14 protein-coding genes are annotated in these 11,829 nt (G+C 64.1%); 8 read left to right on the forward strand and 6 right to left on the reverse strand.

Features of this window, described 5'->3' with window-relative positions; translation table 11 throughout:
* The 4 genes from HP499_RS14000 to HP499_RS14015 all read right to left on the reverse strand — a co-directional run.
* The coding region (locus HP499_RS14000; RefSeq protein ID WP_172324641.1) for a TauD/TfdA family dioxygenase at positions 1–242 on the reverse strand (242 nt) is incomplete at its 3' end.
* 104 nt (positions 243–346) lie between these two features.
* Entirely contained in the window at positions 347–1,258 is a 912-nt protein-coding gene (locus HP499_RS14005; RefSeq protein ID WP_172324643.1) for an ABC transporter permease, read from the reverse strand.
* Positions 1,258–2,145, reverse strand: coding sequence for an ABC transporter ATP-binding protein (locus tag HP499_RS14010; RefSeq protein ID WP_172324645.1), 888 nt, complete (start codon positions 2,143–2,145; stop codon positions 1,258–1,260). Before HP499_RS14010 ends, HP499_RS14005 begins: the two co-directional genes overlap by 1 nt.
* A gap of 2 nt (positions 2,146–2,147) precedes the next feature.
* Positions 2,148–3,173 (reverse strand): ABC transporter substrate-binding protein, encoded by a 1,026-nt coding sequence (locus tag HP499_RS14015; RefSeq protein WP_172324647.1) that lies wholly within the window; start codon positions 3,171–3,173, stop codon positions 2,148–2,150.
* 369 nt (positions 3,174–3,542) lie between these two features.
* Between HP499_RS14015 and HP499_RS14020 the strand changes: the two genes are divergently transcribed.
* The 7 genes from HP499_RS14020 to HP499_RS14050 all read left to right on the forward strand — a co-directional run bounded on the left by HP499_RS14020 (position 3,543) and on the right by HP499_RS14050 (position 9,102).
* Positions 3,543–4,406 (forward strand): CoA ester lyase, encoded by an 864-nt coding sequence (locus HP499_RS14020; protein WP_172324648.1) that lies wholly within the window; start codon positions 3,543–3,545, stop codon positions 4,404–4,406.
* A 2-nt stretch (positions 4,407–4,408) separates the two neighbouring features.
* The gene (locus HP499_RS14025) at positions 4,409–5,323 is read left to right on the forward strand and encodes a DUF2797 domain-containing protein (protein WP_172324650.1); all 915 of its coding nucleotides are present in this window, start codon (positions 4,409–4,411) and stop codon (positions 5,321–5,323) included.
* Between the two features lie 146 nt (positions 5,324–5,469).
* Positions 5,470–5,694, forward strand: a complete 225-nt coding sequence (locus HP499_RS14030) for a DUF3188 domain-containing protein (RefSeq protein ID WP_172324652.1) — start codon at positions 5,470–5,472, stop codon at positions 5,692–5,694.
* A gap of 71 nt (positions 5,695–5,765) precedes the next feature.
* Positions 5,766–6,215 (forward strand): MaoC family dehydratase N-terminal domain-containing protein, encoded by a 450-nt coding sequence (locus tag HP499_RS14035; protein ID WP_172324654.1) that lies wholly within the window; start codon positions 5,766–5,768, stop codon positions 6,213–6,215.
* Positions 6,216–6,217: 2 nt separating this feature from the next.
* Positions 6,218–6,655, forward strand: coding sequence for a MaoC family dehydratase (locus HP499_RS14040; protein ID WP_172324656.1), 438 nt, complete (start codon positions 6,218–6,220; stop codon positions 6,653–6,655).
* A gap of 41 nt (positions 6,656–6,696) precedes the next feature.
* Positions 6,697–8,025, forward strand: a complete 1,329-nt coding sequence (locus tag HP499_RS14045; RefSeq protein ID WP_253951587.1) for a sugar MFS transporter — start codon at positions 6,697–6,699, stop codon at positions 8,023–8,025.
* A gap of 9 nt (positions 8,026–8,034) precedes the next feature.
* Positions 8,035–9,102 (forward strand): UDP-N-acetylmuramate dehydrogenase, encoded by a 1,068-nt coding sequence (locus HP499_RS14050; protein ID WP_172324660.1) that lies wholly within the window; start codon positions 8,035–8,037, stop codon positions 9,100–9,102.
* Positions 9,103–9,220: 118 nt separating this feature from the next.
* On the opposite strand, the gene HP499_RS14055 is transcribed toward HP499_RS14050, so the two are convergent.
* A complete protein-coding gene (locus HP499_RS14055; RefSeq protein WP_172324662.1) occupies positions 9,221–9,700 on the reverse strand; it encodes a hypothetical protein in 480 nt (159 codons plus the stop codon).
* Positions 9,701–9,785: 85 nt separating this feature from the next.
* On the opposite strand from HP499_RS14055, the gene HP499_RS14060 reads away from it, so the two are divergent.
* Positions 9,786–10,919 carry a winged helix DNA-binding domain-containing protein gene (locus HP499_RS14060; protein WP_172324663.1) on the forward strand — a complete coding sequence of 378 codons (1,134 nt, stop codon included), beginning with the start codon at positions 9,786–9,788 and terminating at the stop codon, positions 10,917–10,919.
* A 143-nt stretch (positions 10,920–11,062) separates the two neighbouring features.
* Here HP499_RS14060 and asd read toward each other — a convergent pair.
* On the reverse strand, positions 11,063–11,829 hold a 767-nt coding region (asd, locus tag HP499_RS14065), incomplete at its 5' end, for an aspartate-semialdehyde dehydrogenase (protein ID WP_172324665.1).

Genomic DNA, 11,829 nt, shown 5'->3' on the forward strand with positions numbered 1-11,829 from the left:
GAGGCCACCGTGGGATGCGCCTTGGTCAGCGGCCCGAAGTGCGAGGCGAACTTTACCTGGGCCTCGTCACTGAAGATGTTGGCTTCGCGGAACACCAACGCTTTGTGCTCGTTGAGCGCTGCCCGGATCTGCGCCACAGTTTCTTCGCTCAGGTCTCCGCTGATATCCAGCCCGCGGATTTCGGCGCCGATACGGGAGCCCAGCTTGGCGAACCCGAGTTTGGTTTCGGTAATGACGGTCATGATGTGTTCCTTACTTGTTGTGATGGTTGCGGCAGGTGCCGCGGGTTGGTTCCGGGAAGCGGGTTGGTTCCAGGAGGATGGTGGTTCCGGGAAGCTGGTTGGTACTAGGCAGCGGCACCTACGGCGGTCCGCCAGCGGGAGAAGTGCCGTTCAAGGGCCACCAGCAGGAAGTTCACGCCGAGGCCCAGCAAGGACACCGTGAGGATGCCCGCATACATATCCGGGATCAGGAAGCTGCTTTGGGCGTTCACGATCAGATAACCCAGCCCGGCTTTGGCTCCGACCATTTCCGCGGCGATCAGCACCAGGATGGACGCCGTGCCGGCCATACGGATGCCAGTGAAAATCGTGGGAACCGCGGATGGCAGGATGACCTTCTGGAACAGGCGGAAGCTGTTGAGCCCCAAAGAACGTGCTGCCCGGATCAGGAGCGGGTCCACGGTCTTCACCCCGGCAATGGTGTTCAGGAGCACCGGGAAGAACGCGGCGTAGGCCACGATGCTGATTTTCGATTCCTCGCCGATGCCCAGCAGCAGCGTGAACACCGGAAGCAAAGCCAGCGCAGCAGTGTTGCGGAACAGCTCCAGCAGGGGGTTCAGGACCGAGTTCAGCCGCCCGTACCAGGCAATGAGCAAACCCAGCGAGACTCCGGCCACCAGTGCTGCCCCGAAGCCTGCCACAGAACGGGTGAGGCTGGCCGCGATGTGCCCTTGGATGGTGCCTGCTTCGAAGAGCTTGCCCCATGCAAGGAGCACTTCGTGGAGTGGCGGCAGGAACACGCGGGTGGAGGGGCTCGCCAAGTACGTCGGGCCCAGCTCCCACAGCGCCAGGAAAGCCAGGACGGCTGTGGACTTCCAGAGGACGGAACCGGCAGCGGAGGCCACCCGCCGCAGTCTGCCGCGCACCGGCGTCGTGCGTTCCGCCGCATCCTGAGGTGAACGTTCGACGACGACCGTTGGGTCAGCTGCGGCGCCCGCCTTGGGAGCGGCTTCTGTTTCAATGAGCGTGGTGGTCATCAGGCCGCGCTCCTTTCGATAGTGGTTGCGGGTTCGTCCGGTGCGCTGCCGTCCGGCAGGATCTTGCGGTGGCCCGCGTCCTGGGCGCGGCGGACTTCGTCATGAAGGAGAGTCCAGACCTGATGGCGGTGCTCAACGAAAGCAGGGTTGGAACGGATGTCCTCATCGCTTTCACGGCCCGGAATGGTGATGTCCACGATTTCCTTGAGCCGGCCCGGCCGGGCACTGAGCACAGCAACGCGCTCGCCGAGGTAAACAGCCTCGTCAATGCCGTGCGTGATGAACACAATGGTCTTGCCCGTGGCTTTCCAAATCCTGAGGAGCTCATCCTGCAACTGCTCGCGGGTCTGGGCATCCAAGGCAGCGAAGGGTTCGTCCATCAGCAACACGTCCGGCTCGTAGGCCAGGCTGCGGGCGATGGCCACGCGCTGCTTCATGCCGCCGGAGAGTTCGTGTGGGTAACGGTCTTCGAAACCTGCCAGCCCCACGAGCGCCAGGTATTCGCTGGCTTTGGCAGCCCGTTGGCGCCGGTTGAGCTTGGTGCCGTCCGGACCCGCGCCTTCGAGCCCGATCGAGACGTTGGCTGAGGCCGTCCGCCAAGGGAACAATGCGTATTGCTGGAAGACGACGGCCCTGTCCTTGCCCGGCCCGGTGACAGGCTTGCCATCGACCAGTACCTCACCGGAGGTCGGCGTTGAGAGGCCAGCCAGCAGGTCCAAAAGCGTGGTCTTGCCTGATCCGCTGGGCCCCACCAAGGTGAGGAATTCGCCGTCGCGGACGTCCAGGCTGAGGGAGTCGATGGCGGTGAGCCGGGTGGCGCTGGTGGTCTTCGTGGCCCGGACCGTGAATTCCTTGGTGACGTTCCGGAGGCTGATTTTCGCAGTCATGACTATCCCTTCTTCGAGGCGAGATCGTTGAACTCGTTCGTGTAGTACTTGGAGGGCGTGAGCTTGTCCTTCACAATTCCCGAGGCGTTCAGCCACGCCTCCCAGCGGGTGAAGTCCTCGTCCTTGATCACGCCCGCTTCCGGGACGCCGGGGCTCTTCCAGAACTTCAGGTTGGCCGTGCTTTCATTGCGGCCGCGGCTCTCGATGATCTTGGCAAAGCGGGCAATGACCTCCTCCCGGGGCGTCTCTGCGGCCCACTTGATCGCTTTGGCAACTCCGGTGGTGAACGTCCGGGTGGTGGTGGGGTTCTTCTCGATGAAGTCGCTGCGGAGCACAATCTGGCCGCCGGCGAAGGTGCCGAACAGCTCCACGTCACTGAAAAGGGAACGCAGGCCGCCGGCTTCGATGGCCCTGTCCTGCAGCACGCCGCCCAGCGTTCCGGCGTCCACCTGGCCGCGGCGGATCGCTTCCTCGGTATCGTTCGGCGCCAGGGGGACCAGCTGTACCTGCTTGATCTCGTCCTGGCTCAGGCCGTTCTTGGTCAGCCAGGTGTTGATGACCGCTTCATGGTGTGCGCCCAAGGTGTTGACGGCGATCTTCTTGCCGATCAGGTCCCGGGGCTCCTTGATGGTGCTGTCGGCCTTCACGTAATACCCGCTGAAGGTTTTCTCGTCCGAGCCGTAGTAGTTGGTGACAGCCCTGACGGGGGCTCCGGCCTCGATGAGTTTCACCACCGCCCCTGAGAAGGCGCCGCCAACGTCGGTCTGGTTGGTGGCTGCGGATTGGATGTCTTGCGGTCCACTGGTGGTGTTGCCTACCCAGTTCAGTTTCAGGTCGCCCAGGTATCCGAGGTCCGCGGCAAGTTCGGGGAACGTCACGTTGTTGGCTGATCCCTGGTAGCGAAGTTCCTTCACTTCGTTTCCGGCCTGGCCGGTTTGTCCGGCTTCGGCTGCACCGCCGCAGCCGGACACCGTCAGCGCTAGTACGACGGCGGCCGCGACGCTCAGCAGGGGCAGATGCAGTTTCATGGGAGCTACTTTCGATGGATTGCAGGGTGTTGGGTGGCCGGCTTATGTGGAACGTGTGCAACGGCTTGGGAACGATGAAAGCCCATGGTGGTGCTGTGTGGGAAGTGCCCGGGTAACGGCCGGAAACGCTGCGAAACAGCCCGAAACAGGGCGAAATCCTGGGCCTTCCCTGGCAACCGGAGGACACAAAGACGCTGCGTTGAGTTCCATGAACAACAGCTACGCGTCAGCTGCACGTGACTGGCGCGGACCGTCGTCGGGCCTTCATACTGAGGGACCCCACAGTCATATGGGGTTTAGTTCGTATTGATCCTCACAACCGGGCGCATTTCTTCGCCCTGCGAGCCGCCGGGCGGATACGGTAGATACATGACGTCTAGCATCGCCGCCGAGTCCATTCGGCCCACCCGCAACATTCCCGCCGACATCGCCCGTTCGTGGCTCCTTGTGAACGCCATGAAAACGGAGCTCTTTGATGAATCCGCGGGTTCACGTGCAGACGCCATCATCCTTGACATCGAAGACGCCGTTGACCCTTCGCAAAAGGATGCAGCCCGCGAAAACGTCGTGAACTGGCTGACCGCCGGTGGACAGGCATGGGTCCGCATTAATGACGCCACAAGCCCGTTCTGGGCCGACGACCTCGCCGGCCTCCGCGGTACCCCGGGCTTGCTCGGCGTGATGCTGGCCAAAACCGAATCCGCAGACCAGGTCACTGAGTCCTACCACCGCATGGACGGCAAGACTCCCGTGATCGCCCTGGTTGAGTCCGCCCTCGGCATCGAGGAAGCCAACCACATTGCCCGCGCCCAGGGTGCGTTCCGCCTCGCTTTCGGCTCCGGCGACTTCCGCCGCGACACCGGCATGGCAGCAACACCGGAAGCCATGGCCTACCCCCGGGCCAAACTGGTGGTCGCCAGCCGTGTCGGTAACCTGCCGGGCCCCATCGATGGCCCCACCGTCGGTACCAACCACCCCATCCTGCGTGAGCAGACGGGCATCACGGTGACCATGGGCATGACCGGCAAGCTCTGCCTGGCCATAGACCAGACCACCGTGATCAACGAGGTCATCAGCCCCACGCCGTCGGATGTTGCCTGGGCCACGGACTTCATGAACGACTTCGAGGCCAACGGCCGGGTCATCCGCGACGGCTCCGACCTCCCGCGTTTGGGCCGCGCCGAGAAGATCATGAAGCTTGCAGTGGCTTTCGGAGTCCAGCCTTCCCTGTAGGCATGCTGGTTCACGGAGTCGTTTGGGACTCTTCGTCCCCTTCCCTGCGTATGTTCACACCGGACGCGGGGTTCACTGATATTGCGTTGGCCCGGGGCTCAGCCCTGGGCCTGCGCGTTGCCCCGGGCTTGTGGTGCCTTGGACACACTAAAGTCCACGGGCCGGGGGATCGCACGCACGTTCCTTGCCGCGGTAGTTCCCCAGCAGAACGTGGGAAACAATGCGGGGCCTGTTTTGCCCGGGACGACTCCCGGCTGATGCACGATTTCCACCGTGGCACCTCCGTTCCCGCCGGGCTCCGTGCGTACCTCATGCAGCCGCACTGGCTCTACGTCGCCACCTTCGCCAACGGTGCCACCAAGGTAGGCACGGCCTCCGCGCCGCGAAAGTGGAACCGGCTTGCTGAGCAGGGCGCCGTGCACGCTTCCTATGTGGCCCACGCCGAGGACGGCCGGGTAGTCCGCGTCCTCGAGGACATGGTCACCCGCGAGCTCGGCCTCGTCCAACAAGTCCGTTCTGCCTCCAAAGTGGCAGGCCTGGTGGAGCCGCGTGCCGGCGTCGAGCTTTTGGCATTGAACCGGCAGCATGCCGGCCGGGTGCGCGAGTTGCTAGGCGGCCTGGCCATGACCGGTTATGCCGTTGTGGAGGAAGAGTGGGAGCGGCCTGAGTTGGCAGACCTGCTCTGCACCGCCGGTGCCGGTGGCCGCCATCCTTACCCGGCAACCTTCGACGCCGGCGGGCATGGCCTGCGCGTCCACGCCCTGTCCGGCGCCATCGCCCTGGCCGGTCTTCCCGACGCCTCGGGTAACGAAATCGAGGGCAGCTTCGTGGCGGACCTGGGCGCGCTGAAGGGCAGGAAGATCGAGTTCGGACCGCACCTGACGGAAATCCCGGCGCTGCAGGACTCCTTGTTCTAGTTCCTCCGCCGAGGGGCGACGTCTCTCTCCGCCGAGGGGCGACATCTCTCTCCGCCGAGGGGCGACGTCTCGGGAGTATGAGCCCATCTTTCCCTTGAGAGCCAACCCCTCGGCAACGCACGCTGATGCACCAGTAGACTTGGACGGTGCTAGACGAATTCTGGGCCAACGCCTCCACTGCTTACAAAGTCCTGGTGTTCAGCGCCATGGGGCTGATCGCTGTCGGACTCATCTTGTCCATTGTCGGGAACACCTCCGGGAACCAAGGCCTTGCGATGGCTTCGCTGCCGATCATCGGCGTGGGCCTGCTCCTGCACGTGGGCGGACTCGTGGTCCGGGGCCAGAAGATCCGCAAGGGCTACAAAAAGTAATCCATCACCGAACTTCGTGCTCCCGGATCAAGACGCTGCCCCCGGCCCCCGCAGCCCGATAGGGTTGGAGCATGAGTATCAATCCGGACCTGCAGGGCCGAAGCTACCCTGCCGCAGAGGTATACGACGTCGGTCGTGAAAAGATCCGCGAGTTCGCCAAGGCTGTGAAAGCCGGCAACCCCGCGCACTTCGATGTCGAGGCCGCCAAGGCCTTGGGCCACAGTGACCTCGTAGCCCCGCCAACGTTCGCCATCATCGTCGCCCAGCGTGCTGACGCCCAGCTGGTCCAGGACCCGGAGTCGGGCATCGATTTTTCCCGCGTGGTCCACGCCGACCAGCGGTTCACGCACCACCGCGCCATCGTTGCCGGTGACCAATTGGTCGCCGAGCTTCATGTGGACGGCGTACGTGCCATGGGCGGCGGAGCCATGATCACCACGCGCTCCGAGATTTCCACCGTGGCAGGCGAAAAGGTCGCAACCACCACCTCATCCATTCTGGTCCGCGGAGAGGGACAGTAACCATGAGCCCCACATTCGAAGAACTGACGGTCGGCCAGGAAATCGGCACCCGCAGCATTGACGTCACCCGCCAGGACCTGGTCAAATACGCAGGGGCTTCGGGCGACTTCAACCCGATCCACTGGAATGAGTCGTTCGCGACCTCCGTGGAACTGCCGGGTGTCATCGCCCACGGCATGTTCACCATGGGTGCCGCCGTGCAGTTGGTGAGTGACTGGGCAGGCGATCCCGCCGCCGTCGTCGACTATCAGACCCGCTTCACCAAGCCTGTCCTCGTCACCGATACCACCGGAACCGATCAGGCCGGCGCTGTCATCGACGTCACCGGTGTTGTAGGAGCGCTCGACGCCGACGCCCGCACCGCGCGTATTGACCTCACCGTCATGGCGGCCGGACAGAAAGTCCTCATGAAGTCCCAGGCGGTTGTGAAGGTCTCTTGAACCAATCGAACACCTCTCAACGGCGTGCCACCTTGACTGAAATGTCGCGGTGGCGCGCCGCTGTTCTTGCCTCTTACGCGGCCAGCGGCATCGCTTTCGCCACATGGGTATCCCGCCTGCCCGCCATCCGCGATGGATTGAACCTCACCCCGGGCGGCATCGGCTTGTTGCTCATGTGCATGACGGTGGCCTCGTTCATATCGATCTCCGCCTCCGGCCTCATCGTGCTGCGGCTCGGTCCCAAGCTGACCACGAGGATTGGCAGCTGCATGGTGGGTGCGGGCCTGGTCACGGTGGGTGTGGGCACCTCCATTGCGGCAAACTCCCTGGTGGTAGCGGCAGGCTTGGTGGTACTTGGCCTGGGTACAGCCAGTTGGAACACCGCCTCCAATGTGGAAGGGGCCTCACTCGAACGCGAGTTGGAGCGGCACATCATGCCGCACCTGCACGGCGCCTTCAGCCTTGGAACCGTAGCCGCTGCAGGGTTCGGTGCGTGGGCTGCTGCCATCCACATGCCGGTGTTCTGGCATTTCCTGATCTCCGGTGTTGTGGTGACATCGTCCGTTGTTACGGCCACGTTCTGGTTCCGTGCGGAGAAGACCGCCGCAGCTGCCACCTCTTCAACTGCCCAGAGCTATCGTTCGAAGGAGACGGATACCTTCCAGGATCCTTCCACCGGCCCCCTGCCCCTTATTACTCCCGAACCGGCTGTTACTCCCGAATCGGCGCACCCTCAACAGGGCACCGGCAATGCCGCCGCTCCGCTGGATAATAAACGTCTGGTGGCACTTGCCTGGCGTGACCGCCGGACTTTGCTGATCGGCGTCCTGGTCCTCGGCTTGGCACTGGCCGAAGGAGCCGCCGGTGACTGGGTGGCCCTGGCACTCGCGGACGGCTACGGGCAGAGCGACGCTGCAGGCGCTGTCGGCTACGGTCTTTTCGTCACGTTCATGACCATCGGGCGCTTCACCGGGACGGTCATCCTAGACCGTTTCGGCCGTGTGGTGGTGATGCGCTGGTGCTCGGCAACCGCCGTCGTGGGCCTCGCGCTCTTCGTTTTCGCTCCGGTTCCATGGCTCGCCTTCGTGGCTTTGGCGGTGTGGGGACTGGGCGCATCCCTCGGCTTCCCGGTGGGGATGTCCGCTGCGGCAGATGACCCCGTCCACGCCGCTGCCCGGGTATCGGTGGTCTCCACCATCGGCTACGGTGCCTTCTTGTGCGGACCTCCGCTCCTGGGGCTGTTGGCCGAACATTTCGGCATTCTGCATTCACTGCTGGCGCCCCTGGCACTTCTGGTTGTCAGCTTCTTCCTGGCGCCCTTGGCCGGCCAACAGGCGGCAAAGTCCGCTGAGGCCAACGAAGCCCGTTAGGCTTGATTGGTGACCCAAACGCTGCTTTCCGAACTGACCACTGCTGCCGTTGGCGGCCCCGCGGGCAACTATGTTGAGGCCCGCACCGAGGCTGAAATTATCGACGCCGTCCGGTCCGCCGACGCTGCAGGCCGGAAGCTCCTGATCATCGGGGGCGGCTCCAACCTCCTGATCTCGGACGACGGCTACCCCGGGACGGTCCTGAAGATCGCCTCCGAGGGATTCACGGTCAACTCCGAGGACAGCTGCGGAGGGGTCTCGGTGGTAGTACAGGCGGGCCACAACTGGGACGCCCTGGTGGAACACTCAGTGCTGCACGCGTGGTCCGGCCTCGAGGCATTGTCCGGAATCCCGGGTGCCACCGGTGCCACCCCTGTGCAGAATGTGGGAGCTTACGGGGCGGATGTTTCCCAGACCATCGCAGCCGTCCGAACATGGGACCGCCAACGCAATGCAGTGCAGACCTTCACCAACTCCGAGCTCAAGTTCGGATACCGCGACTCCATCCTGAAGCAGACCACCGTTGAGGGCTCGCCCCGTTACGTGGTGCTCACGGTGGAGTTCCAGTTGCCGCTGGGCCGGATGAGCGCCCCCATCCGGTATGCGGAGTTGGCAAGGGTCCTGGGCGTCGAGCCCGGCAAGCGCGCCTACTCCAACGATGTGCGACGTGAAGTACTCCGGCTCCGCGCGTCCAAGGGCATGGTCCTGGATCCAGCGGACCGGGATACCTATTCAACCGGCTCATTCTTCACCAACCCGATCGTGGAGGCAGGACTCGCGGCCAAGTTGCCGGAGAACGCACCCAAATATCCCGCCGGTGATGACGGACTGGTGAAGCTCTCCGCTGCCTGGCTGATCGATCAGGCCGGGTACGGCAAAGGTTTCGGCCTGGAAGAAAGCAGTATCTCCGGCGGACGGGCTTCCCTGTCCACCAAGCACACCCTCGCCATCACCAACAGGGGTTCAGCATCGGCTTCGGACATGGTGGCCATAGCGCGCGAGGTGCGGGACGGCGTCGTCGAGCGTTTTGGTATTGAACTGCACCCGGAACCGTTGCTGATCGGCGTTTCGCTCTAAAGCGCCGCCCGCGAGGGGTTGGATCTCGCGGGAATAGGGGGATCTTTCGGTCGAGATCCCGCCCCTCGGCGAAGTCGCAACGCGGCCAAAAGACGCCAAGCGCGCGACGCCGTCAGGCCTAGCGGGTCCGCCGCTCCGCAATCGGCAGGATCTTGTTGAGCAGCAGGAACGTGAGCCCGCAACTGACCGAGCCTAGAAGGAAGATCTGGCTGAAGGCGATGCTCTGCGGCGATGGTCCGCTGGGCATGAACAGGCCGGCAGCGGCGAAGCCCACCAAACCCAGGAGCATGACGATGGCCCCTACCAGGAAGCTGCGGACCTGCGCGGCGGCTGTCGGGTAGAACCATGGCTCGGGCGCTTGGTCATCACGGCTGGATACGGGTTGGCTGGCCGCGGCGGCGCCGATGAGAAGCGCGGCTGCGGCGGTCGCTACAAGGCTGGCTGTCTGGATGGCCCGCATTGAGGGGGACAGGCTGACACCCGTACCCACTGCAACGATCAGCCCGGCACCGAGTCCCACCAGCGCGCAGAACCAGCCGGCGGTAGCCAACCACCGGCTCATCGGCCGCACAAACGGGGCAAGATCTCCAAAAAGCATGAATTCATCCTAGGATCCCACGCTGGGTGAGGGCTGGGAGGCGCGGCAAGGTTCCCTGTGCATGCCGGCCCTTTTAGGATGAAGCATGGCCCTAGCCCACCAGAATCCCAGTCCACGCATCATGGGCCGTTTGCGGCTCGTCAGCCAGGGCCTGTTGGGCGGCGGCTTTCCCTCTGTTGCCGACGCGGTCCGTTGGATGACCGCGATGCAGGCCCAGGACCTTGGCCACGCGCTGTGGGCCGTGGGTCAGCGCGTCCCCGGCACGCGGGCCTCGGACGTCAGGGCTGCCCTGGACGCCGGGACTGTGGTCCGCTCCTGGCCCATGCGGGGGACGCTGCACCTGCTGGCCCCCGAGGACCTGCGCTGGATCCTGGACATCACCAGTGGCCGCCTCATGACCGCGGTTGCCGGACGGCACCGTGAACTCGGCATTACCCAGGACGACATCAGCCATTGCCGGGACATCGCCCACAAAACAACGGAGGGCCTCAAGGCATCCGAGGGCGCCCATGGTGCCACCCGGGAGCAGCTGTTCCAAGCCTTTGAAGAAGCAGGGCAGAGCACTACGGCACAGCGGGGCATCCACTTGCTGGGAAGTCTGTGCCAGCGTGCGTGGCTGGTTCAGGGGCCCATGGCCGCGCCTACCGGTAAAGCCGGCCTGCAGCAGCTGTTTGTGCCCTTTGAGGAATGGATACCCAATTCCCGGGTGCTTCAGCGGGAGGAGGGCATAGCAGAGCTGTTGTTCCGCTACCTCAGGAGCCACGGCCCCGCCACCATCAAGGACTTTGCATGGTGGAGTCAAGTCCCACTCACTGAGGCGCGTGCGGCGCTCAAGAGCCTGCACGGGCACTTGGTTGAGTTGCCGCTTCGCGGCACCAGCTATTGGATGTCGCCGGAGACTGCTGCAATGCTCGACGACGGCGTCCCCGGCTCACGCTCGCTGCTGGCTCTTCCGGGCTTCGATGAGTTCCTGCTCGGCTACCAGGACCGGAGCCTGGTGCTGGCCCCGGAATACGCCGAGCAGGTAGTGCCAGGCAAGAACGGCGTGTTCAAGCGCATCATTGTCTCAGGGGGAGAGGTGGTGGGAACGTGGGCCCGGACTGTGAACGGCAAATCCGTGGGTGTGCTCCCGGAACCGTTCGCGGGGCAGCTGGGAACGGCCGCCGGACGATCCTTTGAGGCACAAGGCAGGGCCTATGTGAAGTTCATGGCCGGCTGAGCAAATCCCCGCTGAGCAAGCCCCCGCTGAGCAAGCCCCCGCTGTACACGGCGCCGCTGACTAACCCCCGAACGTCGGAAACCCGCTGTTCTGTTGCGGACCAGCAACGGAACAGCGGGTTTCGACGTACCAGAGGGAACGTTCTAGAGCTTGCCCGTTGCAATGTTCAGCATGCGGCGCAGCGGCTCGGCTGCACCCCAGAGGAGCTGGTCGCCAACGGTGAAGGCGCTGATGTACTCCGGGCCCATTTCGAGCTTGCGGATACGGCCCACGGGAATGTCCAGGGTGCCGGAAGCTGCCACGGGGGTCAGGTCCGCCATGGAGGCTTCCTTGGTGTTGGGAACAACCTTGGCCCACTCGTTGTCCTTGGCCAGGAGGTTCTCGATTTCGGTGACTGACAAGTCTTCGCGCAGCTTGAGCGTGAGGGCCTGGGAGTGCGAACGCATGGCACCGATGCGGATGCACAGGCCGTCCATGGCGATGTGGTCCTTGCCGGCGGTTCCGTTTCCGGTGCCGAGGATCTTGTTGGTCTCCACCCCGGCCTTCCACTCCTCCTTGGACTGGCCGTTGCCGAGGTCGGCATCGATCCACGGAATGAGGGAGCCGGCCAGCGGCACGCCGAACTGGGTGGCGTCAACGCCGGTGCGCTGGGCCGCGAGGACCTTGTGGTCGATTTCGAGAATGGCCGAGGCAGGGTCTTCCAGTTCGCTGCTGACCTCGTTGTTGAGGGTGCCGAACTGGTTGAGGAGCTCGCGCATGTGCCGTGCGCCGCCGCCTGAAGCAGCCTGGTAGGTCATGGAGGTGCCCCATTCCACCAGGTTGTTCTTGAACAGGCCGCCGAGGCCCATGAGCATGCAGGAAACCGTACAGTTGCCGCCGATGAAGTCCTTCACGCCACCGGACAGTCCGG

Source organism: Paenarthrobacter sp. CM16, assembly GCF_013179505.1.
Taxonomy (GTDB): Bacteria; Actinomycetota; Actinomycetes; order Actinomycetales; family Micrococcaceae; genus Arthrobacter.

What these genes read in the sequence shown, in the direction of transcription:
- HP499_RS14055 (WP_172324662.1), bottom strand. Translation starts at nt 9,700, where the DNA reads ATGCTTTTTGGAGATCTTGCCCCGTTTGTGCGGCCGATGAGCCGGTGG.
- HP499_RS14060 (WP_172324663.1), top strand. Translation starts at nt 9,786, where the DNA reads ATGGCCCTAGCCCACCAGAATCCCAGTCCACGCATCATGGGCCGTTTG.
- HP499_RS14010 (WP_172324645.1), bottom strand. Translation starts at nt 2,145, where the DNA reads ATGACTGCGAAAATCAGCCTCCGGAACGTCACCAAGGAATTCACGGTC.
- HP499_RS14040 (WP_172324656.1), top strand. Translation starts at nt 6,218, where the DNA reads ATGAGCCCCACATTCGAAGAACTGACGGTCGGCCAGGAAATCGGCACC.
- HP499_RS14045 (WP_253951587.1), top strand. Translation starts at nt 6,697, where the DNA reads ATGTCGCGGTGGCGCGCCGCTGTTCTTGCCTCTTACGCGGCCAGCGGC.
- HP499_RS14025 (WP_172324650.1), top strand. Translation starts at nt 4,409, where the DNA reads ATGCTGGTTCACGGAGTCGTTTGGGACTCTTCGTCCCCTTCCCTGCGT.
- HP499_RS14005 (WP_172324643.1), bottom strand. Translation starts at nt 1,258, where the DNA reads ATGACCACCACGCTCATTGAAACAGAAGCCGCTCCCAAGGCGGGCGCC.
- HP499_RS14035 (WP_172324654.1), top strand. Translation starts at nt 5,766, where the DNA reads ATGAGTATCAATCCGGACCTGCAGGGCCGAAGCTACCCTGCCGCAGAG.
- HP499_RS14020 (WP_172324648.1), top strand. Translation starts at nt 3,543, where the DNA reads ATGACGTCTAGCATCGCCGCCGAGTCCATTCGGCCCACCCGCAACATT.
- HP499_RS14015 (WP_172324647.1), bottom strand. Translation starts at nt 3,173, where the DNA reads ATGAAACTGCATCTGCCCCTGCTGAGCGTCGCGGCCGCCGTCGTACTA.